This is a genomic window from Microbulbifer agarilyticus, assembly GCF_020171345.1.
GTDB lineage: Bacteria > Pseudomonadota > Gammaproteobacteria > Pseudomonadales > Cellvibrionaceae > Microbulbifer > Microbulbifer agarilyticus_D.
The window spans coordinates 731,836-758,142 of sequence record NZ_JAIUZM010000002.1; the positions used below are offsets into that span (position 1 = coordinate 731,836).

The window sequence follows — 26,307 nt, forward strand, 5'->3', positions numbered from 1 at the left end:
CATCGTGCAATCACCGAAAGAGCCTGAGTCCTTCGACGAGGTGGAAGCCTGTGTTGATGCCGTGCTCGAGCGAGTCGGTAAGCGCATCGTACTGGGCCTTCCACTTGGAATTGGTAAAGCCAACCATTTCGCGAACGCCCTTTACGCCCGCGCCGAAGCCGATCCGCGCATTTCCCTGACCATATTTACCGCATTGACGCTCGAGCGGCCGGCAAGCGGCAACGAACTGCAGCGTCGTTTTGTCCAACCCTTGCTGGACCGCCTCTATAGTGACTACCAAGATCTTGCCTACAATCAGGCCCGGCGCAAGGGGCTGCTACCGCGTAACGTCGAGGTGTGTGAGTTTTTCATGCAACCGGGGAGCATGCTCAATGTAGCGAGTGCGCAGCAGGATTATGTCAGCACGAATTACACGCTGGTGCCGCGTGATCTTTTAGACCGTGGTGTAAATGTTGTCGCGCAAATGGTGTCGCCGGCCACCGACACCAGCAGTGACTACAGCTTAAGTAGCAACCCCGATCTCACCTTGCCACTACTGGAACTCGCTGAAGCGCGTAACCATGGCCCAATCGTTCTTGTTGGGGAGGTCAATCCGCGCTTGCCGTTTGTTGGTGGTGATGCGCGGGTGAGTGCGACCCTGTTTGATTTTCTGCTGGAAGGCGATGCTTTTGAGCAGGAAATTTTCCCCGCGCCCAATGCACCGGTACGGATTACCGATTACGCCCTCAGTTTCCATATCGCCAGCCTGGTGAAAGACGGCGGCACCTTGCAGGTGGGCATCGGCGCGCTCGCTGATGCTATCTGCCACGTACTCCGCCTTCGGCAGACACATAACCAGGAGTTCAGCGATATCCTGCACACCTTGCAGTTCGAACTTGATGCCACGGCGAGCAGCATACCTGCGGAATCAAGTCTGTTTACGCAGGGTATCTACGGAGCCAGTGAGATGGTTCCGGAGGGATTCCTGCATTTGCGCCGTGCAGGGGTGATGAAGCGCAAGGTCTACCAGGATGCGGCACTCCAGTCACTGCTGAACTCAGGCGTGGTTTCTGACTGTGCATCGGAGGAGCTATTGCTCGCGCTGCGTGACAGCGGGCGCATTCAGAGCCCATTAACCGAAGAAGATACAAAATTCCTCCAGGACATGGGCATCATCGACCCATCGTATAGCTGGCGTGGCCATCGCTTTCTTGATGAGGGGGGCGAATTGGAAGAGTGTGACCTGCACAGTGCAGCGGGGCGACAAAAGTTGCTCGGTAGCGTCGCGGGCAAGCCAATTACTGGTGGCACCTGGCTACATGGGGGGTTCTATCTCGGTTCTACCAGCCTCTACCGTGAACTTCGAGAAATGGATCCGGATGAGTTGGCCGGCATCAATATGACCGGTATCGACTACATCAACGCACTGGAAAAGCAGCGCGAATTGAAAAGTGTACAGCGCCAACATGCTCGATTCGTAAATTCAGCAATGATGGTAACCCTGAACGGGGCTGTGGTTTCCGATGGTTTGGCTAACGGGAAAGTGGTGAGCGGGGTAGGCGGGCAGTACAACTTTGTCGCACAGGCGCAAGAACTGCCAGGAGCGCGCTCCATCATTGCCTTGTCCAGTACCCGTACGACTGGCGGTCGCGTACAGAGTAATATTGTCTGGGAGTACCCGAACTGCACCATACCACGGCACCTGCGCGATATCGTGGTCACCGAGTATGGCATTGCCGATCTGCGCGGCAAAACGGATCGGGACGTGATCGTCTCCATGATTTGTATCGCGGATAAACGGTTCCAGCGAGAGCTGCTCGCCAAAGCGCGGGCTGCTGGAAAAGTGGAGCGAGGCTTTAAAATCCCCCCTGCCTACCGAAACAACACACCGCACCGGCTTCAGGCAATCTTCGAGCAGGGGCACAGGCCCGCACTACTGCCATATTATCCCTTGGGTACAGACTTTACCGCGCCGGAAGCGCAATTGGCGGTCGCCTTGCAGAGCCTGAAAGAAGCCGGGCGCAATATCTTCAGCTACTGGCCGCTACTGCGCAAAGGCCGTGATATTGCCAAACATCGCCTCGACGAATTCCCAGCGGTACGCGCCTGCCTCGAGCGTTTGGACTTTTATGGTAGCGACGATTACCACCATCGCTTACTCGCATACCTGGTTGCCGGTGCATATGCGACATTCTTTGACGATAAGCGTGCGCTGGGAGATACCGCCGAGATCACCGACACAGCGGCTCCATGAAGGTGCCTCGTTGAAGCACTTCGAACGTTAGCTAGCTTTTTAACTGGCTCGCCTGAATGGCCGTGAGGGCGATGGTGTAGATGATGTCATCCACCAGTGCTCCGCGGGAGAGGTCGTTAACCGGCTTGCGCATCCCTTGTAGCATCGGCCCAATGCTGATGAGATCCGCACTGCGCTGCACGGCCTTATACGTGGTATTACCGGTATTCAGGTCCGGGAAGATAAACACCGTGGCGCGCCCGGCAACCGGGCTACCCGGTGCTTTTTTCTTCGCCACGTTTTCCATTACGGCCGCGTCATATTGCAATGGCCCATCGATCGCGAGATCCGGCCGTTTTTCTTTGGCAATTCTGGTGGCTTCCCGCACCTTCTCCACATCACTTCCGGAGCCGGATGATCCCGTCGAGTAACTGATCATTGCCACCCTCGGTTCAATGCCAAACGCTTCTGCGGAGTCTGCTGACTGTATGGCGATGTCCGCCAGTTCTTCCGCGTTCGGATCCGGGTTGATCGCGCAGTCTCCGTACACAAGGACCTGGTCTGGTAGCAACATGAAAAATACCGACGACACCAGGCTCGCGCCGGGTGCGGTTTTAATCAGCTGCAGAGCCGGGCGGATGGTGTTTGCTGTGGTGTGTACGGCCCCGGATACCAGGCCATCTACCTCGCCCTCGGCCAGCATCATGGTCCCGAGCACCACATTGTCCTGAAGCTGCTCTTTGGCGACGATTTCAGTTAGCCCCTTATTTTTGCGCAGTTCCACCATGGCATCAACGTATTTGTTACGCGTATTGTCTGGATCAATGATCTCAACCTTATCCGCAAGCAAAATACCCTGCTGCTCGGCCACGCGATGAATTTCCTTGGGGTCGCCGAGTAGCACAGGGCGGGCAATGCCGCGCTCGGCACAGACCAGCGCGGCCCTTACCGTGCGGGGTTCATCCCCCTCCGGAAGCACAATACGCTTATTGGCTCGCCGTGCCAGCTCGGTAAGGTGGTAGCGGAACGCCGGCGGAGAAAGACGTTTGGGCCGGTTGGAGTCGCGCGCCAGGGACTCGACCCAATGGTTATCCAAGTGACCGGCAATGAAATCCTGCACCTTCTCGATTCGATCAAGATCGTCGGTGGGCGTCTCAGTATTAAACGACTGCAGCTGCAGTGCCGTCTGCCATGTATTGCTCTCGACCAGAATAACCGGCAACCCGGTTTCCATAGCCGGGCCGCACAGTTTCCGTACCTGTGACTCGATCTGGTAGCCACCGGTTAACAGCAGGCAACCTATCTTGATGCCGTTCATCGCTGCGAGGCAGGCGGCCACGATGACATCGGGACGGTCACCGGATGTGACCAGCATTGAACCGGGCTCGAAGCGATAGATCATATTGCCCAGCGAGCGTGAGCAAAAGGTGACACTGCGCAGGCGGCGTATATCCAGTTCGCCATAGTTGATGATTTCTGCCTGAAAATGTTCTGCAAGATCTTTTGCCCTGGGCTCCACCAAATCTGCATTCCAGGGAATACAGCCGATGATTGGCAGCGGGCTTTTACCGAACAGAGCGAGAATTTCTAGGTTGCCACGCCGTACGCGCGAGCCCTCAAACACACCATTAATGTCCGCACCCGGGGAGTCGGGTAAATGCGAGGGGGCACCGACCTTGTTTACAATACAGCCAACCACACGTTGCGCACTGCTACCGCCAAAGGTCGTCATCGCGACCTCAAGCCGGTCTTTTAGCTGTTGAGTGGAGTCCATGTCCGGGCACACCACCAGTATTACTTCCGCGTCCAGTGTCTTCGCAATATGTAAATTGAGCAGGTTGGCAAACTGGTTTTCCGCGTTGGGAACCAGACCCTCCACAATCGCTACATCAGACCGGCGTGCCTGTTCGCTGAAGCGCCCGAGAATATCTTCCATTAAATCCGCGAGATCGTCGTGACCAATCATCGATTCCGCATGCTTCATGCTGAACGATTCCGGAACCTTTAAGTTTGACGCGGTACGCAGGATCTCATTGCTGCGATCGCGGTTTCGCTCGTTTTTGACGGTTTCCGCGATCGGCTTGTAGAAGCTGACGCTGACACCATCCCGCTCCAACGCGCGTAAGGTGCCCAGGCTGACCGAGGTTATGCCCACGCCGGAACTGATTGGGACAAGCATAATCGTGCGGGCCATCGGCTAGTTGTCTCCGGCCAGCTGGTCTGACGCGGTTGAATAACCACTGCCTATTATCTGCGCGGCATCCCGTGCGATCACCCATTCCTCATTGGTGGGAATGACGAGTACTTTAGGCGTGGACGCCGCGGTAGAGGGGAAGTCAATTGCGCCTTCAGCGCCAAAGCGCATCTCCACGTTTCTCGTCTCGTCTACCTGGTAGCGCAGGCCGGCGAGTCGGTTGAGCACGTTTCGGCGAATAAATGCAGAGTTTTCGCCAATACCGCCGGTAAACACCAGCGCATCCACGTGTGGCAAGACCCCATGGTAGGAAGCGATATATTTCGCCAATCGATAGCAAAAGATTTCAAGGGCCAACTGCGCCCCCTGATGGCCCTCTGCGGCAGCTTGCTCCAGCGCCCGACAGTCATTACTGAGCTGAGAAATACCAAGCAACCCGCTCTTTTTATTGAGGAGGTCATTGATTTCCTTCAGACAGTAATCGAGGCGCACACCGAGATGCAGTAACAAGCCGGGATCGACGTCACCACAACGGGTACCCATCACCAGGCCTTCCAGTGGAGTCAGCCCCATACTGGTATCGACACTTTTTCCTCCCTGAATGGCGGCGATGGATGCTCCATTTCCAAGGTGCGCGGAGATGATATTTACATCCGATTTGGGCCTGCCCAGCAACACCGCAGCACGCTCTGAGACGAAGCGATGGCTGGTGCCATGCATTCCGTACCGGCGAATCCCGTGCTCTTCGTAAAGCTCGTAGGGAAGGGCATAGATGTATGCCTGACGCGGCATCGTTTGATGGAACGCGGTATCGAATACGGCAACCTGGGGGAGTCCGGGAAATGCCTTGGTCGCGGCCTCAATGCCCTGTAAATGCGCGGGGTTGTGCAAAGGTGCCAGGGCAATACAGTCCTGTATCGCACTGATGACCTGTTCATCAATAAGTACGGAGTGTGAGAATCTTTCACCACCGTGAACAACCCGGTGGCCGATGGCCGCAATATCCTCCTGTAGGATGCCCTCACCAGAAAGGATATTGGTTACAACAAACTCGATGACTTCGGTGTGTTTCGCCCCTTCAGGTAGCGCCGAGCTTTGTTTCTCACCGTCGATTTTCCAGCTGATGCTAGGCACGCTGTGACCGAGTGAATCACCCAAGCCACTAAGGCTGGCGTTGCCATTACGTGGATCTATCAACGCAAATTTGAGCGAAGAGCTACCACAGTTGAGGACGAGAACTTGGCCACCATTGGCGCGCTTGTCAGGCATACACACAGTACAAAATTACCTAGGGCGTGCCATAAGCTTAGTTCATTTTTACGCCAGTGGAGTTTTGCCGGGATAGAAAGTGAGGACAGGAGAATCCATGCAGCATATCGTCTGCGTTGGATTCAAGTAGCTAGAAAATAGAGGCAAAAAAAGGGGCCGCAGAGCGGCCCCAAAAGTGAGTGAAACGATTCTCAGGGATAGTTTCGAGATCGACTCATCCAAACTGGTTCATGGTGTTGTCTTTACCGGCCGCTTTCAGCGCGGCATCACCAGCAAAGTATTCTTTGTGGTCGTCACCCATGTCGGAGCCGGCCATGTTCTGGTGCTTAACGCAGGCGATACCCTGACGGATTTCCTTACGCTGTACACCAGCCACGTAACCCAGCATGCCTTGCTCACCGAAGTATTCTTTGGCCAGGTTGTCGGTAGACAGGGCCGCAGTGTGGTAAGTCGGCAGGGTGATCAGGTGGTGGAAGATGCCCGCTTCACGTGCAGCGTCCGCCTGGAAGGTACGGATCTTCTCGTCCGCCGCCTGAGACAGCTCGCTGTCGTCGTACTCTGCGCTCATCAGGTTGGCGCGGTCGTAGGCAGACAAATCCTTACCTTCTTCTTTCCACGCGTCGAATACTTGCTGACGGAAGTTCAGGGTCCAGTTGAAGGACGGGCTGTTGTTGTATACCAGCTTCGCGTTCGGTACCTGCTTACGGATCTCGTCCATCATGGCGCCAATCTGACGAACATGTGGTTTCTCGGTTTCGATCCAGATCAGGTCGGCGCCGTTCTGCAGGGAGGTAACGCTGTCGAGGATACAACGCGCTTCACCGGTACCTTTACGGAACTGGAACAGGTTAGAAGCGAGACGCTTAGGACGCAGCAGTTTGCCTTCACGGTTGATGATCACATCGCCATTGCTCAGGTCAGCAGCGTCAACTTCTTCGCAATCCAGGAAGCTGTTGTACTGGTCACCCAGGTCGCCCGGCTCATTGGTAACAGCGATCTGCTTGGTCAGGCCGGCACCCAGGGAGTCGGTACGGGCAACGATTACACCATTGTCTACACCCAGCTCCAAGAACGCGTAACGTACGGCGCGGATCTTGGCCAGGAAGTCTTCGTGAGGCACGGTTACTTTACCGTCCTGGTGACCACACTGCTTCTCGTCGGAAACCTGGTTTTCGATCTGGATACAGCAGGCACCGGCTTCAATCATTTTCTTCGCCAGCAGGTAGGTCGCTTCCGCGTTACCAAAACCGGCGTCAATGTCGGCAATGATCGGCACAACGTGAGTTACATGGTTGTCGATCTGGTTCTGGATCGCTTTCGCTTTTACTTCGTCGCCGGCGTCACGGGCAGCGTCCAGCTCGCGGAACAGGCCACCCAGCTCACGGGCATCTGCCTGGCGCAGGAAGGTGTACAGCTCTTCGATCAGTGCCGCAACAGAGGTTTTCTCGTGCATGGACTGGTCGGGGAGGGGACCGAACTCACTGCGCAGCGCAGCAACCATCCAGCCAGACAGGTAGAGGTAGCGACGGTCGGTATTGCCTTCGAAGTGCTTCTTGATAGAAATCATCTTCTGCTGACCGATGAAACCGTGCCAGCAACCCAGAGACTGGGTGTACTTGGAACTGTCCTGGTCGTAAGCCTCCATGTCCTTGCGCATGATGTTCGCGGTGTAACGCGCGATATCGAGGCCGGTCTTGAACTGGTTCTGAAGACGCATACGGGCCACAGATTCCGGGCTGATTGCATCCCAGGTGTTGCCGTTGGTTTCGCACAGCTTGGCGGCTGTTTGGATCTCGTTAGCGTAAGTAGACATTGCGATATTCCCTCTATCGGTGACTGCGAATAGGTTGTGCGTATCGTAGGAGTGCTGGCATAATTTGGCTAATTTATTGTCATTATTCTCACTATCCAAGTCGTGAATACATGGCAAGACCTCATACAACGCTAAATAAACCAGCGGCTGACAAGCCCGATAGAGACTGTGCTGATGAATCTCGAACGTGCCGACTTGAACCTACTGGTGTACCTGGATGTGCTGCTCCGGGAGCGCAATGTGACCCGTGCGGCGAGCCACCTGGGTCTCTCACAACCGGCTATGAGCAATGGACTCAAACGCTTGCGTGAGCTGTTCGGTGACCCTTTGTTGGTGCGTACCCGCGAGGGAATGATGCCCACCGAGCGCGCCATGGAGCTGCAACCCATGGTACGGGAGGCACTGGCGGCCATTGATCAGGTCATCCAGCCAAACCGGGATTTCAACCCCATTGATGCCCGTCGTACCTTCCGCATCATGGCCAGTGACTACGCGGAGTCCACATTGATTCCGCCGCTGCTGAAGCAATTGCGCGTCAGTGCGCCTGGTATCAGTCTAGACATAATGACGCCAAGTGATGTGAGCTTTGTCGATGTGGAGCAGGGCAAGGTCGATATGGTCATCAACCGCTTTGATTCCATGCCCCAGAGCTTCCACCAGGCGACGATCTGGAGCGATACGTTTTCTTGTGTGATGCGCGCAGATAACCCCATTCTTCAGGACTACAATCTGGAGAGCTATCTCGCGTCACAACACATCTGGGTGAGTAAAACCGGGATGGGTGTTGGCGTCGGGGTTAATCCAGAAGACGTACAGCGGCTGGGCTGGGTGGACGAGGCCATTGGCCGTCTGGGGCGCAAGCGCGACATTTCGGTATTCACGCGCCACTATCAGGTTGCCATGCTGCTCGCGGAACAGAGTGACCTGATCGTTACAGTACCGACGCGCATGGCTCAGCTTGCGTCCAGCAACCCCCGTGTGGTGCTGCGTGAGCCGCCAGTCAAGATACCGCTGCTGGAGCTAAAGATGGCCTGGAGCCCACTTCTGCAACAGAGTGCGCCACACCGCTGGATGCGCCGCTTGATTCTTGATGTAGGCCGACAACTGTAGTCAGTCGATCGACCGAATACATTTGGTGAATAGCGAAGATTCCACCTATAAATTAGCGGCATGGTGCTCGCCCTGTTTAGAATGCCGCAGAACTCACCAGTACTAAGAGGTCGAACATGACGGAAAGAATCCGTATCGGCGATTTGCAGATCGCCAAAGAATTGCACGCATTGATCGCGAACGACGTGGTTCCGGGTACCGGAGTCAGTGAAGAAGTGTTCTGGTCCGAGTTCGAAAAAATCGTTAATGACCTGGCGCCGATCAACCGCCAGTTACTGGCCAAGCGCGATCAGATTCAGGCGCAGATGGACCAGTGGTACCAGGACAACCCAGACGGCTTCCGCGACCTCGAAAAATACAAAGCTTTCCTGCGGGAAATCGGTTATCTCGTCGAAGAGCCTGCGGATTTCACTGCGAAAACCGAAAACGTGGATGCGGAAATTGCAGCCATGGCGGGCCCGCAGCTGGTGGTACCAGTGATGAACGCCCGCTACGCACTGAATGCCGCGAACGCACGTTGGGGCAGTCTGTACGACGCGCTGTATGGCACCGACGTTATCAGCGAAGAGAATGGTGCGGAGAAGGCCGGCGACTACAATCCGGTGCGCGGCAATAAAGTCATCGAATACGGTCGTGAGTTTCTCGATCAGGCTGCGCCACTGAACGGTGCCAGCCATAAAGAGGTTACCGAATACCGTATCAATGGCTCGCTGCTCGAAGCAACGCTTGCCAACGGCAAGGTGACTGCGCTGCAAAATAGCCGTCAATACGTTGGCTACCGCGGCGAGCAGGAGTCACCCGTGGCACTGCTGCTTGCGGATAACGGTCTGCATTTCGAGATCCAGATTGATCCGAATAGCCCCATTGGCAAAACCGACAAAGCCGGCGTCAAAGACATTCTGGTGGAAGCCGCACTCACCACCATCATGGATTGCGAAGACTCCGTTGCGGCAGTAGACGCCGAAGACAAGGTAGTGGTTTACCGCAACTGGCTGGGCCTGATGAAAGGCGACCTGCAGGAAACACTGAACAAAGGTGGCCGTGAGATCGTCCGCCGGCTCAATGCGGATCGTGAATACAAGGGCGCAGAAGGCGGTGAACTGACCCTGCCTGGGCGCAGCCTGATGTTCGTCCGTAATGTTGGTCACCTGATGACGAACGACGCAGTGCTCGACAAAGATGGCAACGAAGTACCGGAAGGTATTCTGGATGCAATGGTTACCAGCCTGATCGCGATTCACGACCTGCGCGGTGAAGGCCCGGTGCGCAATTCGCGCACTGGTAGCGTGTATATCGTAAAGCCAAAAATGCACGGCCCGGAAGAAGTCGCTTTTGCCAATACGCTGTTTAACCGCGTTGAAGATGCGCTCGGTCTGGCACGCAACACCGTGAAGATGGGGATCATGGATGAAGAACGCCGCACCACGGTAAACCTGAAGGCCTGCATTGCCGCTGCACAAGAGCGCGTTGTGTTCATCAACACCGGCTTCCTTGATCGTACCGGTGATGAAATCCATACCTCCATGCTGGCGGGGCCGATGATTCGCAAAGGCGAAATGAAACAGTCCAAATGGATTGCGGCCTACGAAGATTGGAACGTTGATACCGGACTGGCGACCGGCCTCAAGGGGCGTGCGCAGATCGGTAAAGGCATGTGGCCGATCCCCGATCAGATGACCGCCATGATGGAAGCAAAAATCGCCCACCCGAAAGCGGGCGCGAACACTGCCTGGGTACCATCTCCGACCGCCGCAACCCTGCATGCGTTGCACTACCATCAGGTTAACGTTGCGGAGATCCAGGACCAGCTGGCTACCCGTAAGCCTGCAAGTCTCGACGATATCCTGACAGTGCCGGTAGCCGAAAACCCCAACTGGAGCGCTACCGATATTCAACTGGAGCTGGATAACAACGCCCAGGGTATTCTCGGTTACGTTGTGCGCTGGATTGACCAGGGTGTGGGCTGCTCGAAGGTGCCGGACATCAATGATGTAGGTCTGATGGAAGACCGCGCCACCCTGCGGATTTCCTCACAACATATCGCCAACTGGCTGAAGCAGGGCATCTGTGCCCGCGAGCAGGTTGAAGAAACCATGCAGCGTATGGCTGCAGTGGTTGACCGCCAGAACGCGTCTGACCCCGCATACCGCAACATGGCACCAAACTTCGATAGCAGTATTGCGTTCCAAGCAGCGTGTGAACTGGTCTTTGAAGGTTGTGCTCAGCCCAATGGCTATACCGAGCCGGTTCTGCATCGCCGCCGCCGTGAGTTCAAGGCTAGCCAACGCTAAGCACGCACGCGCAAGGTAAAAATCATCACAATATTTCGAGCCCCGCACCCGCGGGGCTTTTTCTTTGTGTAAGCTGTCTAAAAATAATGATCAGGGAAGGAATCCACGATGCTAAAGACCACCACACCCTCTATCGACGGCCACAAGATCGAGCAATACCTGGGCGTCGTCGTCGGCGAAGCCATTCTTGGCGCGAATATCTTTAAGGACCTGTTCGGATCCATTACCGACGTCATCGGCGGGCGCTCTGGTGCCTACGAGCGCGAAATGGGCAAGGCGCGCAAGTTGGCGTTTTCCGAAATAGAAGCCGAAGCCCGCTCCATGGGGGCGAATGCCATCGTTGGCATCGATCTGGATTATGAGGTTGTCGGTGAAAAGGGTGGCATGATGATGGTTAGTGTGAGTGGTACTGCCGTGCGCTACCGCTAAATTACAATCATCAATACAACGCGCTCAATGAAGAACTCAAGACGCCCCACCGGCTATACCTTCCATTCTATGGACTCGGCCGGCAACGGTATTCAGTTTAGTAATCAGTGCCTGGCAGAAGAGAAAGCCATTGCGATTAGCTACAACGGTCTTAGCCATGCGGTGATGATGGCATCCCCCGGCGCGCTCGAGGACTTTGTAGTCGGCTACTCCCTCAGCGCGGGCGTTGTGACGGGTAAGTGTCAGATTTTAGATATTGAGACGCGACAGCTCGATGATGCTATTTGTCTTGACGTCACTCTTAATCAGCGTGCGTTCCATCAATTCAAACACAGCCGGGCGCGCGAGCGTCGCACACTTGCCGGTTCCAGTGCCTGCGGATTATGCGGTGTAGAGGCCCTGGATCAGGTGCTCTCACCGCAGAGTACCAGTGCCAGAGGGTACCAACCTTTACCGCCCGTAGAGCGCCTGTTGCAACTGCGCGAACAGTTAAATCTGGCACAGCGGCACCGGAGTGTATCCGGCGCATTACATGGGGCCATTTACGTCGATGCATCTGGAAACACGAGCATATGCCGTGAGGATGTCGGCCGCCACAATGCACTGGACAAGCTGATTGGCGCCTGCATGCGACTAGACCTCCCTTTGTCCCATGGCTTCATCGCGATCAGCAGTCGTTGCGGTCTGGAATTGGTTCAAAAAGCTACTCGCTGCGGTCTCGGCACCCTCGTCACACTTGCTTCACCCTCCGATATTGCCGTGCGCTGGGCGCGAAAGTACCAACTCAACTTGATTCATGTACCCGCGCAGGCCGCCCCACGGGTCTTTAGCAGTGATGCATTCAATTCTCCTAGTAATCGAGCGGTGAACCTGCTCTGCGAGGCGTCTTCCGTATGAAAACACCCATTGACCGCTTCCGCTTTCGCCCATACCAACGTCCCGCCGCCGGCTGGGGTGCCTTGCGCAGCGTCACCCATGCCTGGCTGGACAGCCGCCAGCCGTTTAAAAACTTGCGCGCGATGCTGCAAACCAATCAGCACGGTGGGTTCGATTGCCCGGGCTGCGCATGGGGTGAGGCGCCTGACGAGGGCCGAATCCGGTTCTGTGAAAATGGTGCCAAGGCCGTGAATTGGGAGGCCTCCGGTCGCGCTGTCGACGCGACTTTTTTTGCAGAGCATAGCGTCAGTACGCTACTCGAAATGGACGACTACTGGCTGGAGTATCAAGGTCGGCTGACGGAACCCATGGTGTACGACGCGGAGACCGATCACTACAGACCAATAACCTGGGACCAGGCATTTCAAAGAATTTCCGACCATTTAACTAACCTGTCGTCCCCCGACCAGGCTGCGTTTTACACCTCTGGCCGCGCCAGTAATGAAGCCGCATTTCTCTATCAGTTGTTTGCGCGTGCGTTTGGCACCAACAACTTGCCGGATTGCTCAAACATGTGTCACGAAGCCAGCGGTGTTGCCTTGCTGGCCAGTATTGGCACGGGCAAGGGCACGGTGAGCTATGAAGACTTTGGTAAAGCCGAAGCCATTTTTGTTGTGGGTCAAAACCCGGGCACCAATCATCCCCGCATGTTGGAGCCGTTGCAAAAAGCCGTTGCCCGCGGTGCACAAGTGGTTGTTCTAAATCCATTGCGAGAAAGGGGGCTCGAGCGATTCCAAGCACCACAAGACCCGGTGCAGATGGTGACCAATAAAGCGTCGCCGATGCACACCGCGTACTTCCGCCCGGCGCTCGCCGGCGATATCGCGGTTATGCGTGGTATTGCGAAGTTCCTGTTTCAGTGGCAAGACGAAGTAGATGCGCGCAACAGTGAGCGATTCACTGGCCAAGAGGGGCGGGGAGGCAACGGGGCCGAAGGCTCAGATATTGAAAAAGGTCCGCTTGAATTCGCGTTTATTAAAGAGCATTGCCAGGGATTTGATGCTTATCAGTCTGTGGTAAGAGGCACGCGTTGGGATGAGATCGTCGCTTTCAGTGGCCTAGAACTGGATGAAATTGAACGGGCAGCGCATATCTTCGCGCGCAGCGACGCCACCATTATCTGTTGGGCGATGGGGATTACCCAGCACCGTCACTCTGTTGCGACCATTCAAGAAATCGCCAACCTGCAGATGCTACGCGGCCAGATTGGTAAGCCCGGAGCAGGGCTTTGCCCTGTCCGTGGTCACAGCAATGTGCAGGGTGATCGCACCATGGGAATTCACGAGCGCCCTCCACAATCACTACTGCAAGCATTGGCGACGCGTTTCGAGATGCCAATGCCCCAGTCAAGCGGTGTCAACGTGGTTAAAGCGATTGAGTGCATGGAAAAAGGGGAGATCAAGGTCTTTGTGGGCCTTGGTGGAAATTTCGCGCAGGCTACACCGGACAGCGAAAATACCCACCAAGCACTACGCAACTGCGACCTGACCGTGCAGATCAGCACCAAGCTAAACCGTAGCCACTTGGTGACAGGGCGCGACGCACTGATTCTCCCTTGCCTTGGCCGCACCGACATAGATATCCAGGCAAGCGGTCCCCAGGCCGTCACCGTGGAAGATTCGTTTAGCATGGTCCACGCGTCCTACGGGCAGTTACGGCCATTGGCCGCAGAAATGCGCTCCGAGCCTGCAATTATCGCTGGAATCGCACAGGCTACTCTCGGTAACAAGCCGGTAGACTGGCTGTCACTTACTGAAGACTACAATCGCATCCGCGACCTGATCGGGGATGTCATCCCAGGCTTCGAAAATTTCAACGAGAAGATTGAGCGGCCGGGCGGTTTCTACTTGCAAAACCCTGCCGGCCAACGTCGGTGGCAGACCGCCACCGGCAAGGCAAATTTCATCGCCGGACCCTTGCCGGCGCCACTACCGGATGCGGTTTTGGAAAAGCTAGGGACTCCGGGACACAAGGCCGATCTGGTTCTGCAAACCATACGTTCTCACGATCAATACAACACCACAGTATACAGTTTGAATGATCGCTATCGCGGGGTTAGTGGCGATCGCCATGTGGTGTTTGCCAATATCGAGGACATCCATCGCCTGGGATTTGATGACCGCGAGGCGATTGATGTGGTTTCAATCTGGGAAGATGAGCAAGAGCGGCGTGTATCGGGCTTCACCCTGATTGCCTTTGATATACCCAAAGGCCAAGCCGCGGCGTACTACCCCGAAGCAAACCCGTTAGTGCCGCTGGAGAGTTTCGGCGTGGGAAGTTTCACCCCGACGTCCAAATATATCGCTGTGCGCTTTGAACCCAGCACTGCCGCCGAGCGTATTGTTTGATCGCGTGATTGATATTCGCGAAAGCGACTATAGGACGAACTGACGCAAAGCGGGATCGGGACGGGCGGCAAGCCAATGCTGTTCGAACACATCAGTTAACTTTGCGTTGCGCACTGGATCATCGCTGCGATATTGCCCATTCCATTTAAGATGGTCAGATACCGATAAGCTTAGTCGCTGATCGGCAATGGCAAATTCCCAGTCGGTGGGTTCGCTTGACGGCTGAATTTTTCGCAGGGTAATACGGCTCTGTAGCCGTTTAAGCAAGGGGAGCAAGCGATGTGGTTGCCGTAAAAGTGGCTCGCTGTCGGTGATAAGGATTTCGACCTGTGCGTAGCGGCTGCTACGCGCAAACTCGGAAAGCGCGTCAACAACCGCTAGATCACCATAAATTTGACGAGCGAGATGCTGGGAAAAAATACGCAAGCGCCGTCGACTTGTGCCGATCAGCGATGTTAAAGCGGCGATACACTGCCCACCACCTTCAAAAATGTGATGGGAGTCCTCGGCACGGATGCTCTCGGCCTGCTGAAGCTTGCGCGGGTCAACGGTTCCAGTCATCGAGCTTTTCACTCGGTTCACTTTCGTTCAGGGTGCGTTCCATGCGCACGTGTGGAATCGCAGCTTCCATAAATTCATCACCGACCGGTACAAAGCCCGCTTTTTCATAAAAGGGGATCGCGTGTACCTGCGCGTTGAGATAGACATTCTTTTGCCCGGATAGTCCGGCAAACTTGCAAATACGCTGTAGCAGTTCCAGGCCGGCACCGTGGCCACGGGCGCCACGCTGGATCGCCATGCGCCCGATCTTGCCACCACCGGTCAGGCGACCAGTGCCGATTGCCTTGCTGTCGAGGTAAACGAGAAAGTGTTGCGCGGTCTCCTCGAGTTCGTCCCACTCCAGTTCGGGTGGCACATTCTGCTCTTCCACAAACACCTTCTGGCGGATGCCGCGAATGGCATTCCGGTCTGTGTGCCAATCAGCCAGGCGAACAAACAGACTCATAGCGCGAACTCCTACTCATCATCCTGATCATCGTGTTCAAGTAGCTCAGGGTAAATGAGACTGCCCTGGGACACCAGCGCATCGATCAAACCATCTTGATCGCCGAGTTCGGGGTAACCGACCAGGTCACCGTGGGTGATGGTGCGGCTTTCGCAAAAGGATTCTGCAAACAGCAGAGGGGCGGGGAGGGGTTCACCGTCCACGAACAGAAGTGCGGGGTTACGTGAGAAGGCTGCGCGAGATCCCGGGTTGAGCACCAGGCTGCCACCATCCTGCAAGTGATCACGCCAATCTTCGGCGCTGCCTGCATCCAGCGCGACGGTTTCCGGGTACTTGGATTCAGTCATCACCGCGCCGAACCAGCGGGCAATGGTTTCCGGCTGTTGCAGCCATTGGGTGAGCTGGCTCTGTACCCGCGCAACGGTGTCGCTGTCGATCTCCGCTGGGTTCAGAGGCAGTGGAAGATCCTGATCGCTGTAGCGAATGTGATCCGGCAGCTGTGCAGCCAGTTCGCCGCCCAGATCTTCCAACAGAGTACGCGCCGAAGGCGCACGGAAGCCGATAGAAATGGTGGTGCAACCACCCTCGGCAACGCCCCAATGGCTGAACTGGGGTGGCAGGTACAGCATGTCGCCGGGCTCGAGGCGCCAACTGGCTTCCGCTTCAAAGTCCCGCAGAATATTCAACGGCGTGCCTTCTACACGTGGGCTGTCTTCGTTGGCTTCCGGCCCTAGCTGCCAATGGCGTATGCCCTCGGCCTGCAGCAGAAACACATCATAGAAATCGTAATGGGGACCGACACTGCCCTGATCCGCCGCATAACTGATCATTACATCGTCGAGGCGCCAGTCGGGCACAAACCGAAAATGGTCTTTCAGGGCAGCAACTTCCGGTATCCACTGATCGACGGCTTGTACCAGCAAAGTCCAGTGGGTTTTCGGCAGGGCAAAGAAGTCTTCTTCGGTGAAGGGCCCGTTGCGCAACTGCCAGGGGCCATCTGAGCCGCGCTCTTCAATCAAGCGGGATTCTATCTGCTCTTCAAGCGCCATACCGGCGAGCTCTTCACCGGATATAGGGCTGACAAAATCGGGAAACGCGTTGCGAATCAACAGCGGCTTTTTTTGCCAGTAATCCCGCAAGAACTCCTCAACGGGCATATCACCCAGATGGGTCAACGGCTTTCTCGCGCTGAACTGGCTCGACTCTGTCATATTACGTTCCCGATCCTGCTATGCGGATTAGATATCGTTCGCCTGGGCGACCGCATTACCAATGTAAGAGGCCGGCGTCATTTCACGCAGCGCCTGCTTGGCTTCTTCTGGCATCTCGAGGCCATCGATAAATACCGCCAAGGTTTCTTTGGTGATGCCTTGGCCGCGCGTCAGTGCCTTCAGTTTTTCGTACGGCTCTTCGATGTTGTAGCGACGCATGACAGTCTGGATCGGCTCGGCGAGCACTTCCCAAGCGTTATTGAGATCTTCTTCCAGGCGTGCACGATTGATTTCCAGCTTGCCCAGGCCTTTCATGGTCGCGGCATAAGCGATCACAGAGTAGCCAGCACCTACGCCCATGTTGCGCAGCACGGTGGAGTCGGTCAGGTCGCGCTGCCAGCGGGAAACCGGCAGCTTGGCAGCAAGGTGCTGGAATACCGCGTTTGCGATGCCCAGGTTACCTTCGGAGTTTTCGAAGTCGATGGGGTTAACCTTGTGCGGCATGGTGGAGGAGCCCACTTCGCCCGCAACGACTTTTTGCTTGAAGTAACCCAAAGAGATGTAGCCCCATACATCGCGGTCGAAGTCGATCAGGATGGTATTGAAACGGGCGATCGCATCGAACAGCTCGGCAATGTAATCGTGCGGTTCGATCTGGGTGGTGTAGGGGTTCCAAGTCAGTCCCAGGGAGGTCACAAATACCTCCGCATTCTTCTGCCAATCCACGCTCGGGTAGGCAGACAGGTGTGCGTTGTAGTTACCTACCGCACCATTAATTTTGCCCAGTAACTCAACTTTCTGGATTTGCTGCACCTGGCGACGCAGGCGCGCCACAACATTGGCCAGCTCTTTACCAACGGTGGTCGGGCTCGCGGTCTGGCCGTGGGTGCGTGACAGCATCGGCACGTCGGCAAAGCTCTTGGCCAGCCCGGCAATCTCATCAACGATCTGGTTCATGGCCGGCAGTAAAACATCGTCGCGGCCCGCGCGCAGCATCAGTGCGTGGGACAGGTTGTTGATGTCTTCAGAAGTACACGCGAAGTGAATGAACTCGCTAACCGAGGCTAGCTCGGCGTGATCTTGTACTTTTTCCTTCAGGAAGTACTCGACGGCTTTCACGTCATGGTTGGTTGTGCGCTCGATATCCTTGATACGCTGGGCATCGTCGATGGAGAACTTGGCTACGATGTCATCCAGAATCTGGTTGCTATCAGCGGAGAAAGGTTTTACCTCGCCAATTTCCTCATGACGTGCCAGCTGTTGCAGCCAGCGCACTTCTACCTCAACGCGCGCACGGATCAGGCCGTACTCACTGAAAATGTCGCGCAGTGGAGCAGTTTTGCTTTCATAGCGTCCGTCAATGGGGGAAACCGCGGTCAGTGCGGATAGCTCGACAGTCATTGTGTCTCTCCGATAATGAGCAATCGCCGGGATACGAGCCCGGCGTACAAATGAAAAAGTTGTGTGAAATTAGTGTTCCAGGGACTCGTACTTGGATATCAGTGCATCCATTGCCGCGATCAGCTTCTTGCGTTGGAATAGCAAGTGGAGGCGGCGGCCACCCAGCTGACGCCAGAGCATGGCGGAGCGCACACCGGCAAATAGCATGGTACGAATCTGGTTGGCGATACGTTGTTGCTGCAGGTAGTTGAAATCACCCAATACCTGAATGCGAAAACGGAAGGTGCTTAGGGTATCACTGTAGATACTTGCCAGATTGGCATAGACGTTCTCGTGATCCACACCAAAGTGGTCCGTCTGTAACTGGGCTTTTTCCAGCCGGCTCCCAATGATGGACAGAAGATCCGGTTTTTTGGCGAGCTGGCGTTGTAGATACAAAATTGATAGCACATAGCGCAGGCAATCCGTGTATTCCGGGTGGTTGCGGCTCGCGATCAATTGGCGTGCTGCGCGCAAGCCAGGCAGTAGTTTTTCCACGCCGCCAAACACATCTTCTGTGGTTTCCGGGTTTTGCTGGAACAAGCTGTAAACCGCAGTTTCCATCTGCTCTGCAGGGGCGGTTCCGGTTTTGGCCAGACGCTCGACGAGAATCGCCGCCTGGAACACACCGGCAAGTGCCAGCGCTTGATCTCGCCAATTGCTCAAGAGTTGCTCCCTACAACCTTCGCGGATATTGTCGTGCCGCGCGCTGCATCGACATCCACTTCGCCGATGCCGGTGGCACGGTCGATCACCGCGCCACCCAGACAAATATCACCCTGATAAAACACCACAGACTGGCCAGGGGTAACGGCGCGCTGAGGCGTGTCAAAACTAATCACCAGCTCGCCATCCTCACCAACAATCACTTCGCAATCCTGGTCATCCTGACGGTAGCGTGTCTTTGCCGCCGCGCGGAACCGCTGTGCAGGGGGTGCTCCATTAATCCAGTGAGCCTGCGTTGCTTCAAGCCCGGTAGAGTAGAGCAGGGGGTGGTGTTTGCCCTGTGCCACCAGCAGCACGTTGCGTTCTAGATCCTTGCCAACGACATACCACGGCTGGTCGCCAGCGCCTTTAACGCCGCCAATACCCAGGCCCTGGCGCTGGCCGATTGTGTGATACATCAGGCCGGCGTGTTGGCCCATTACTTCACCGTCAGGGGTTTGCATCTCCCCAGGCTGCGCAGGCAGATACTGCTCGAGGAAGTCCTTAAAACGGCGCTCGCCAATAAAGCAGATACCGGTGCTGTCTTTCTTGCTGTGTGTAATGAAACCATTTTCCTCGGCGATGCGGCGGACTTCCGGTTTCTCCAGTTCGCCCAGCGGAAAGAGTGATTTGGCAAACTCGGCTTCACCCACTGCGTGCAGGAAGTAGCTTTGGTCTTTATTCGGGTCCAGCCCTTTACCGAGATAGGTATGGCCGTCTTTATCGATACGGCGCGTGTAGTGTCCGGTTGCGATAGCGTCCGCGCCCAGCATTTCTGCATACTCGAGAAACACTTTGAATTTGATTTCGCGGTTACACAGGATGTCCGGGTTGGGCGTGCGGCCGGCCTTGTATTCCGCCAGGAAATACTCAAACACATTGTCCCAGTACTCGGCCGCGAAGTTGGCGGTATGGAGCTTGATGCCGAGGCGCTGACAAACAGACTCTGCATCCGCGAGGTCCTGCTTGGCGGTGCAGTATTCCGTGCCATCGTCCTCATCCCAGTTCTTCATGAACAGGCCTTCTACCTGGTAGCCCTGCTGCATAAGAAGCAAAGCCGCAACAGACGAATCCACACCACCGGACATACCGACGATGACGCGCTTTGTCGAATTGCTAGATGTTGATGTTGCTGACGACACAGACATTTCCGAATCTGACATGAAATACCGGGTTGTTACAGTGAGGGAGCGCGCCGCTTTTTCAAGACCACCCGCGCCCCACTGACGCCCGCAGGCGTGAAAATGGGGGCGCATTTTACCCGTGAATCGTGCATGTGACCAATTTCACGGCATATCCATCGTTTGTTACCGAGCAATCGGCATTACAGGGCGCCCAACTTAGACAATAGAGGATACCAATCGTCCCTTCAGGGTTACCGGGCGGGCTTGCGCCTGGTTCGCCGCGCAGCCGGACGTTTGGTTGGTCGGTCACCGCGTGTGGCTGAGTGTCTCCCATCGCGGGCCGCATCCCCGGCACGCGACTTTCGGCCACTCGCAGTTTCTTTCGGCATATTGGGCAGGTGTACTTCCACCGTACGCGACTCGCCGGGCGCCAATCCATCGAGGCGCCAGCTGCCGATAGCCTGCCGAATCAGGCGCAGTGTGGGGAAGCCCACGGCCGCTGTCATGCGCCGAACCTGGCGATTTCGCCCTTCGGTTATGGTGAGCTCAATCCAAGAGGTGGGAATCGATTGCCGCTCGCGAATAGGGGGTGTGCGAGGCCATATGTCTGGCTCGGCGATCAGGCGGGCTTTTGCCGGTGCTGTCCGCCCGTCTTTCAAAGTAACTCCTTGGCGCAACGCCCGCAGCGCCTGGTCGGTCACAGCCCCTTCGACCTGGGCCCAGTAGGTTTTCGGCAGTTTGTTCTTCGGGTGCGCAATCCTATGCTGTAGCTGACCATCTGAGGTGAGCAGAAGTAGGCCTTCAGAGTCGTAATCGAGACGACCAGCCGCGTACACGCCCGACTGGGTAATATAACTAGCGAGCGTAGGGCGGCCTTGGGGGTCCGTGAACTGACACAGGACGCCAAAGGGCTTGTTTAAAAGGATCAGTTTGCTCATTGGGATACTTTTGCACCCGGTTAGGAGGCCGAAACAGGGCGGTTTAACACGAAAATGAGGAGAAATTGATTATTCATAGTGCCTTGGTTGTAACGAAACTACAAAAACAGCCCGATGCTGGTATAATCGCGCCGATTTTTAGCCAGCTTGGTGGGTGCAACGAAGCAAACACCGGGCGGCTACCATGACCGGCAATGGAAATTTAGGCGAGGTTTGCCCCTTTTTTCCCGAAATAGCCGGACGTTTAGTCAAAGAGTTACTGGAGTCAACTTAACAATGGGTCATATCCAAGTGCCGGCAAACGGCGAAAAAGTTACAGTCAATGCAGATGGTACCCTGAACGTACCAAACACCCCGATCATCCCTTTCATCGAAGGTGACGGCATCGGCGTGGATATTACCCCGGTAATGCGCAAAGTGATCGACGCAGCGGTAAGTAACGCTTATGGCGGCGAGAAGTCCATCGCATGGATGGAAATCTTCTGCGGTGAGAAAGCGGCAGAAACCTACAGCGGCGACTGGTTCCCGGCTGAGACTCTGGAAGCAATCAAAGATTACGTTGTAAGCATCAAAGGCCCGCTGACCACTCCAGTAGGCGGCGGCTTCCGCTCCCTGAACGTTGCCCTGCGTCAGGAACTCGACCTGTACGTATGTCAGCGTCCAGTTCGCTGGTTCAGCGGTGTACCTTCTCCGGTTAAAGAGCCGAACAAGGTAGACATGGTGATCTTCCGCGAAAACTCTGAAGACATCTACGCGGGTATCGAGTGGAAAGCTGGTACCGACGAAGCGAACAAGGTGGTTAAGTTCCTGCAGGACGAGATGGGCGTTAAGAAAATCCGCTTCCCGCAGAACGTAGGTATCGGTGTTAAGCCGGTATCCGAAGAGGGCACCAAGCGCCTGGTACGCAAAGCGCTGCAGTACACCATCGATCAGGACCGCGACTCCCTGACCCTGGTACACAAAGGCAACATCATGAAGTTCACCGAAGGCGCCTTCGCAGACTGGGGCTACGAGCTGGCTCGCGAAGAGTTTGGCGCTCAGCCGATCGACGGCGGCCCATGGTGCAGCTTCAAGAACCCGAACACCGGTAAGGAAATCGTGGTTAAGGACGTGATCGCAGACGCCATGCTGCAGCAGATTCTGCTGCGCCCGGCGGAGTACGACGTGATCGCGACCCTGAACCTGAACGGTGACTACCTGTCCGACGCACTGGCCGCACAGGTTGGCGGTATCGGTATTGCGCCGGGTGCGAACCTGTCCGACGACGTTGCCCTGTTCGAAGCAACCCACGGCACAGCGCCTAAGTATGCTGGTCAGGACAAGGTAAACCCGGGCTCCCTGATTCTGTCCGCCGAGATGATGCTGCGTCACCTGGGCTGGAACGAAGCCGCCGAGCTGGTTGTTAAAGGTATGGAAGGTGCTATCGAAGCCAAGACCGTTACCTATGACTTCGAGCGCCTGATGGACGGTGCCGAGCTGAAGTCCTGCTCCGAGTTTGGTGAAGAAGTTATCAAGCACATGGCCTGATAGACCTTCAAAAAAAGGCCCCGTACCGAAAGGTGCGGGGCCTTTTTTTTGAATTTCTATCAGGGGAGGTTCTGACGGGGATGTTGGTAGTAGAACGCGGGTACCAATATACAGGCAAGCGAAGAGGCCACTCTTCCATATAGGAAAGAGTGGACCGGAACTTCCGGCTCATCTTTGACATGCGGAGACTACAGATCACGATAGACTGCAGATCCGCACACCAAGCTGGTTAGCCCAACATATCTTCCGTTTCTTTCTCTCGGACAGGCTGAGCTTGTGGCGCTGGCGCAGCGGCTTCCGCCGGCTGAGGCGCATCTGCAGCGCTGATATTGGCCGCATGGTAGCCCTTATCACCCTGGATAATATCGAACTGCACCTGCTGGCCGGCCTTCAGGGTTCGGTAACCCTCCATTTGAATGGCCGAGTAATGTGCAAACAGGTCTTCTCCACCTTCATCAGCAAGAATAAATCCATATCCCTTGGCATTATTGAACCACTTAACGGTACCGGTAGGCATGGCGAAATCCCTCTAAATTGCCGGGGCGACTGCTGGCCGCCTAAATATGATGTCGTTATTGTTATCGCGCTTCATGCGCTTGCTTACGAGCACAATTGCATCCGCTATTGTACGTGTGCCTAATTAACCACTTGGCGCGGTTACTACCTCTTGTAGCCAACCGCTCCAGTCTTGTCAAGCGAATATCCCCAGCGGCACTGTGTCCCGGCCGGTTTGGGGTTACAATGCTCGCTTGCTGAATCAAGCAAAATGACTGGACATCCAATAATCGTTCTGACTATTTTTCGATTGAGTAAAAATAGCGTCACGACTGTGAACTGATTCTTCAAGATTGATTGACTGACACTATGGGAAATTCGCAAATCATTAAACTACACTCGGAACAAGGTGCAGATGATGACGACTATCATTTTCACGAGGGGCAGGGGGATACCGCGCTGGCTGAGGCGCGTCCGCAACTAAAGCGCCCCCCAATGTACAAGGTGGTCATGCTCAATGACGACTACACCCCGATGGAATTTGTCGTAGAAGCACTTGAGTTGTTTTTTTATGTGAATCGCGAGCGCGCCACTCAACTGATGTTGCAGGTTCACACCAAGGGAAAAGCGATCTGTGGTGTCTATACTCGAGATATTGCAGAAACAAAGGCCGCGCAGGTAAATCAGTTTGCGCGCGACAATGAACATCCGCTTTTGTGTGAAATCGAGGCCGACGAAGACGGTGAGCACGGCGAGGAGGGTTGAACCAGGGTAATCGGCGCCAGGCTTTGGCTTGGTAAGACTTTCCGGCCGGATTTACCGGCAACGCATTAGGAATGCCGGGTGTACACTGTGACAATCCGGACGACATTGGCCAGTAAGGTTTTGAGGTTTAAATGCTCAGCAAGGATTTAGAGGTAACGCTCAATCTAGCGTTCAAAGGTGCACGGGCGAAGCGCCATGAGTTTATGACCGTTGAGCACCTGCTGCTGGCGCTGCTGGACAATGAATCCGCGGCGGACGTCCTGCATGCGTGTGGCGCCGACCTCAGTGCACTCCGCCGTGAACTGCTGGAGTTTGTCGACTCCACCACGCCACTCATCCCTGAGAACGATACCGATCGGGAAACCCAGCCCACACTCGGCTTTCAGCGCGTGTTGCAGCGGGCGGTTTTCCATGTGCAATCCTCTGGCAAAAAAGAGGTCACTGGCGCAAACGTTCTTGTCGCGATTTTCTGTGAGCAGGAAAGCCAGGCGGTGTATTACCTGAAGCAGCAGAGTGTCGCCCGCATTGATGTGGTGAACTACATCACCCATGGTATTTCCCGTGTGAGCTCCGGTGGCAACGGTACTCACAATAACCCGGATCCATCTCCAGAGCAGGTGGACGAAGAACTTGGCACCACTGCCGAACCCGGTGGCTCAGACCCGCTTGAGAGCTATGCCACCAATCTGAATCAGGAAGCCATTCTCGGCCGTATTGATCCACTGGTAGGGCGTGCGCCAGAAGTGGAGCGGGTGACACAGGTGCTGGCCCGCCGCCGTAAAAACAATCCGCTACTGGTTGGCGAATCCGGTGTCGGTAAAACTGCAATTGCCGAGGGCCTAGCGCGCCGCATCGTAGATGGAGAAGTGCCCGAGCCATTGCAGGAAAGCACCATCTACTCTCTCGACCTGGGCTCGTTGTTGGCGGGCACCAAATATCGCGGGGATTTTGAGAAGCGCTTTAAAGCTTTGCTGGCTGAACTGAAGAAGCGCGATCACGCGGTACTGTTTATCGACGAGATCCACACCATTATTGGTGCCGGCGCCGCCTCGGGTGGCGTCATGGATGCATCAAACCTACTCAAACCACTACTTTCCAGTGGTCAGCTTCGCTGTATCGGCTCTACCACGTTCAACGAATACCGCGGTATCTTCGAAAAAGACCGCGCGCTGTCCCGCCGCTTCCAGAAGATCGATGTGCACGAGCCTTCCGTTGAGGAAACCGTGCAAATCCTGCAGGGCTTGAAGTCGTGTTTCGAGGATCACCACAAGGTGCGCTTCACCGACTCTGCACTTGAGGCAGCGGCCCAACTGGCCAACCGTCATATCACCGAGCGCTTCCTGCCGGATAAGGCCATTGATGTGATCGATGAGGCTGGTGCCTACCAGGCATTACTGCCGGCGGACCAGCGCACCGACACCATCTCGGTTACCGAGATCGAAAATGTCGTTGCCAAAATGGCACGCATCCCGGCGAAGAGCGTCTCCGCTTCGGATAAAGCAGCGCTGGCGAAGCTGGACGAGAACCTGAAGATGGTGGTGTTCGGCCAGGACCTGGCGATCGAAGCACTCAGTACGTCCATCAAACTGGCGCGGGCCGGCCTCGGCGCTGAAGAGAAACCGATCGGCTCCTTCCTGTTTGCCGGCCCCACGGGTGTCGGTAAAACGGAATTGTGTCGCCAGCTTGCCCAGGTGATGGGTATCGAGCTGATTCGCTTCGACATGTCGGAATATATGGAGCGTCACACAGTATCCCGCTTGATCGGTGCGCCTCCCGGATACGTGGGTTTTGACCAGGGTGGCCTGTTGACCGATGCGGTGACCAAACACCCCCACAGCGTGGTACTGCTCGACGAGATCGAGAAGGCCCATCCGGAAGTATTTAACCTGCTGCTGCAGGTAATGGACCACGGCACGCTGACCGATAATAACGGCCGCAAAGCCGATTTCCGCAACGTCATTCTGATTATGACCACCAACGCTGGTGCTGAGCTGATGAGCCGCCGCTCAATCGGCTTCGCCAATCAGGATCACAGCACCGACGGCATGGAGGAAATCAAGAAGATGTTCACTCCAGAATTCCGCAACCGTCTCGACAGCATCATCCAGTTTGGCGCACTCGATGTGGGCGTGGTCAAAACCGTCGTGGACAAATTCGTAGTGGAGCTGCAGGCCCAACTCGACGAGTCGCGGGTCACCCTGGAAGTGGATGATGAAGCGCGCGAATGGCTTGCCCGCAATGGTTACGATGAAAAAATGGGGGCGCGCCCGATGGCGCGACTCATTCGCGAGAAACTGCGCAAGCCGTTGGCGGAGGCGGTGCTGTTTGGTGATCTGTCAGAAGAGGGCGGCAAGGTGGAAGTCACCGTCGAGGACGACCAACTCAAAATCAATACGGCAGTACCGGCGTTGCATTGATTGCAAACTCAGAAACCAAAAAAGCCACCGCTTGCGGTGGCTTTTTTATTGCGCGTGCAATACCGGTGTATTGCCGG

The 26,307-nt window shown here is 55.7% G+C and carries 20 protein-coding genes; 9 read left to right on the top strand and 11 right to left on the bottom strand.

The window, feature by feature from the left end:
- Positions 1-4: 4 nt before the first annotated feature.
- On the top strand, positions 5-2,233 hold the full coding sequence (locus LCM31_RS16405) for an acetyl-CoA hydrolase/transferase C-terminal domain-containing protein (RefSeq protein WP_224869745.1): 2,229 nt from the start codon (positions 5-7) through the stop codon (positions 2,231-2,233).
- Positions 2,234-2,264: 31 nt separating this feature from the next.
- Here the strand turns inward: LCM31_RS16405 and pta are convergent, their stop codons facing one another.
- From pta to LCM31_RS10240, 3 genes are all read right to left on the bottom strand, one after another.
- On the bottom strand, positions 2,265-4,406 hold the full coding sequence (pta, locus tag LCM31_RS10230) for a phosphate acetyltransferase (protein ID WP_224869747.1): 2,142 nt from the start codon (positions 4,404-4,406) through the stop codon (positions 2,265-2,267).
- A gap of 3 nt (positions 4,407-4,409) precedes the next feature.
- Positions 4,410-5,675, bottom strand: coding sequence for an acetate kinase (locus LCM31_RS10235; RefSeq protein ID WP_224869749.1), 1,266 nt, complete (start codon positions 5,673-5,675; stop codon positions 4,410-4,412).
- Between the two features lie 214 nt (positions 5,676-5,889).
- Positions 5,890-7,488 (bottom strand): isocitrate lyase, encoded by a 1,599-nt coding sequence (locus LCM31_RS10240; RefSeq protein ID WP_222228269.1) that lies wholly within the window; start codon positions 7,486-7,488, stop codon positions 5,890-5,892.
- A gap of 174 nt (positions 7,489-7,662) precedes the next feature.
- On the opposite strand from LCM31_RS10240, the gene LCM31_RS10245 reads away from it, so the two are divergent.
- The 5 genes from LCM31_RS10245 to LCM31_RS10265 all read left to right on the top strand — a co-directional run bounded on the left by LCM31_RS10245 (position 7,663) and on the right by LCM31_RS10265 (position 14,602).
- On the top strand, positions 7,663-8,598 hold the full coding sequence (locus LCM31_RS10245) for a LysR family transcriptional regulator (RefSeq protein WP_224869751.1): 936 nt from the start codon (positions 7,663-7,665) through the stop codon (positions 8,596-8,598).
- A 116-nt stretch (positions 8,599-8,714) separates the two neighbouring features.
- Positions 8,715-10,889 (top strand): malate synthase G, encoded by a 2,175-nt coding sequence (locus LCM31_RS10250; protein ID WP_224869753.1) that lies wholly within the window; start codon positions 8,715-8,717, stop codon positions 10,887-10,889.
- 108 nt (positions 10,890-10,997) lie between these two features.
- Complete coding sequence (locus LCM31_RS10255; protein WP_222228263.1) at positions 10,998-11,318, top strand: heavy metal-binding domain-containing protein; 321 nt, start codon at positions 10,998-11,000, stop codon at positions 11,316-11,318.
- Positions 11,319-11,345: 27 nt separating this feature from the next.
- Positions 11,346-12,215 (top strand): formate dehydrogenase accessory sulfurtransferase FdhD, encoded by an 870-nt coding sequence (locus LCM31_RS10260; RefSeq protein WP_224869755.1) that lies wholly within the window; start codon positions 11,346-11,348, stop codon positions 12,213-12,215.
- Entirely contained in the window at positions 12,212-14,602 is a 2,391-nt protein-coding gene (locus LCM31_RS10265) for an FdhF/YdeP family oxidoreductase (protein ID WP_224869757.1), read from the top strand. The genes LCM31_RS10260 and LCM31_RS10265 overlap by 4 nt, the downstream gene beginning before the upstream one ends.
- Before the next feature lie 27 nt (positions 14,603-14,629).
- Here LCM31_RS10265 and LCM31_RS10270 read toward each other — a convergent pair whose 3' ends face one another.
- The 7 genes from LCM31_RS10270 to LCM31_RS10300 form a co-directional block, all read right to left on the bottom strand.
- Positions 14,630-15,175 carry a DUF7931 domain-containing protein gene (locus LCM31_RS10270; protein ID WP_224869760.1) on the bottom strand — a complete coding sequence of 182 codons (546 nt, stop codon included), beginning with the start codon at positions 15,173-15,175 and terminating at the stop codon, positions 14,630-14,632.
- Complete coding sequence (locus LCM31_RS10275) at positions 15,147-15,608, bottom strand: GNAT family N-acetyltransferase (RefSeq protein ID WP_224869762.1); 462 nt, start codon at positions 15,606-15,608, stop codon at positions 15,147-15,149. Before LCM31_RS10275 ends, LCM31_RS10270 begins: the two co-directional genes overlap by 29 nt.
- Before the next feature lie 11 nt (positions 15,609-15,619).
- Positions 15,620-16,819 carry a cupin domain-containing protein gene (locus tag LCM31_RS10280; protein ID WP_224869764.1) on the bottom strand — a complete coding sequence of 400 codons (1,200 nt, stop codon included), beginning with the start codon at positions 16,817-16,819 and terminating at the stop codon, positions 15,620-15,622.
- Positions 16,820-16,846: 27 nt separating this feature from the next.
- The gene (purB, locus tag LCM31_RS10285; RefSeq protein ID WP_224869766.1) at positions 16,847-18,220 is read right to left on the bottom strand and encodes an adenylosuccinate lyase; all 1,374 of its coding nucleotides are present in this window, start codon (positions 18,218-18,220) and stop codon (positions 16,847-16,849) included.
- Between the two features lie 69 nt (positions 18,221-18,289).
- Positions 18,290-18,925: a high frequency lysogenization protein HflD gene (hflD, locus tag LCM31_RS10290; protein ID WP_224869768.1), complete on the bottom strand. Its 636-nt coding sequence runs from the start codon at positions 18,923-18,925 to the stop codon at positions 18,290-18,292.
- Entirely contained in the window at positions 18,922-20,127 is a 1,206-nt protein-coding gene (gene mnmA / locus LCM31_RS10295; RefSeq protein ID WP_318247441.1) for a tRNA 2-thiouridine(34) synthase MnmA, read from the bottom strand. Before mnmA ends, hflD begins: the two co-directional genes overlap by 4 nt.
- Positions 20,128-20,339: 212 nt before the next feature.
- Complete coding sequence (locus LCM31_RS10300) at positions 20,340-21,026, bottom strand: pseudouridine synthase (RefSeq protein ID WP_224869770.1); 687 nt, start codon at positions 21,024-21,026, stop codon at positions 20,340-20,342.
- Between the two features lie 276 nt (positions 21,027-21,302).
- Here LCM31_RS10300 and icd point away from each other — a divergent pair, with 276 nt between their 5' ends.
- Positions 21,303-22,553, top strand: coding sequence for an NADP-dependent isocitrate dehydrogenase (gene icd / locus LCM31_RS10305; RefSeq protein ID WP_224869772.1), 1,251 nt, complete (start codon positions 21,303-21,305; stop codon positions 22,551-22,553).
- 229 nt (positions 22,554-22,782) lie between these two features.
- Here icd and cspD read toward each other — a convergent pair whose 3' ends face one another.
- Positions 22,783-23,070 (bottom strand): cold shock domain-containing protein CspD, encoded by a 288-nt coding sequence (cspD, locus tag LCM31_RS10310; RefSeq protein WP_318247442.1) that lies wholly within the window; start codon positions 23,068-23,070, stop codon positions 22,783-22,785.
- A 347-nt stretch (positions 23,071-23,417) separates the two neighbouring features.
- Between cspD and clpS the strand changes: the two genes are divergently transcribed.
- Together clpS and clpA are read left to right on the top strand one after the other, a co-directional pair.
- Positions 23,418-23,813, top strand: coding sequence for an ATP-dependent Clp protease adapter ClpS (clpS, locus tag LCM31_RS10315; RefSeq protein ID WP_224869774.1), 396 nt, complete (start codon positions 23,418-23,420; stop codon positions 23,811-23,813).
- A 131-nt stretch (positions 23,814-23,944) separates the two neighbouring features.
- Positions 23,945-26,230 (top strand): ATP-dependent Clp protease ATP-binding subunit ClpA, encoded by a 2,286-nt coding sequence (clpA, locus tag LCM31_RS10320; RefSeq protein ID WP_224869776.1) that lies wholly within the window; start codon positions 23,945-23,947, stop codon positions 26,228-26,230.
- Positions 26,231-26,307: the final 77 nt, after the last annotated feature.

Coding starts and splice junctions, on each gene's coding strand:
- LCM31_RS10280 (WP_224869764.1), bottom strand. CDS start 16,819: ATGACAGAGTCGAGCCAGTTCAGCGCGAGAAAGCCGTTGACCCATCTG.
- purB (WP_224869766.1), bottom strand. CDS start 18,220: ATGACTGTCGAGCTATCCGCACTGACCGCGGTTTCCCCCATTGACGGA.
- LCM31_RS10265 (WP_224869757.1), top strand. CDS start 12,212: ATGAAAACACCCATTGACCGCTTCCGCTTTCGCCCATACCAACGTCCC.
- mnmA (WP_318247441.1), bottom strand. CDS start 20,127: ATGTCAGATTCGGAAATGTCTGTGTCGTCAGCAACATCAACATCTAGC.
- LCM31_RS10300 (WP_224869770.1), bottom strand. CDS start 21,026: ATGAGCAAACTGATCCTTTTAAACAAGCCCTTTGGCGTCCTGTGTCAG.
- LCM31_RS10240 (WP_222228269.1), bottom strand. CDS start 7,488: ATGTCTACTTACGCTAACGAGATCCAAACAGCCGCCAAGCTGTGCGAA.
- cspD (WP_318247442.1), bottom strand. CDS start 23,070: ATGCCTACCGGTACCGTTAAGTGGTTCAATAATGCCAAGGGATATGGA.
- clpA (WP_224869776.1), top strand. CDS start 23,945: ATGCTCAGCAAGGATTTAGAGGTAACGCTCAATCTAGCGTTCAAAGGT.
- LCM31_RS10275 (WP_224869762.1), bottom strand. CDS start 15,608: ATGAGTCTGTTTGTTCGCCTGGCTGATTGGCACACAGACCGGAATGCC.
- LCM31_RS10235 (WP_224869749.1), bottom strand. CDS start 5,675: ATGCCTGACAAGCGCGCCAATGGTGGCCAAGTTCTCGTCCTCAACTGT.
- LCM31_RS10255 (WP_222228263.1), top strand. CDS start 10,998: ATGCTAAAGACCACCACACCCTCTATCGACGGCCACAAGATCGAGCAA.
- pta (WP_224869747.1), bottom strand. CDS start 4,406: ATGGCCCGCACGATTATGCTTGTCCCAATCAGTTCCGGCGTGGGCATA.
- LCM31_RS10260 (WP_224869755.1), top strand. CDS start 11,346: ATGAAGAACTCAAGACGCCCCACCGGCTATACCTTCCATTCTATGGAC.
- LCM31_RS10245 (WP_224869751.1), top strand. CDS start 7,663: ATGAATCTCGAACGTGCCGACTTGAACCTACTGGTGTACCTGGATGTG.
- icd (WP_224869772.1), top strand. CDS start 21,303: ATGGGTCATATCCAAGTGCCGGCAAACGGCGAAAAAGTTACAGTCAAT.
- LCM31_RS10250 (WP_224869753.1), top strand. CDS start 8,715: ATGACGGAAAGAATCCGTATCGGCGATTTGCAGATCGCCAAAGAATTG.
- clpS (WP_224869774.1), top strand. CDS start 23,418: ATGGGAAATTCGCAAATCATTAAACTACACTCGGAACAAGGTGCAGAT.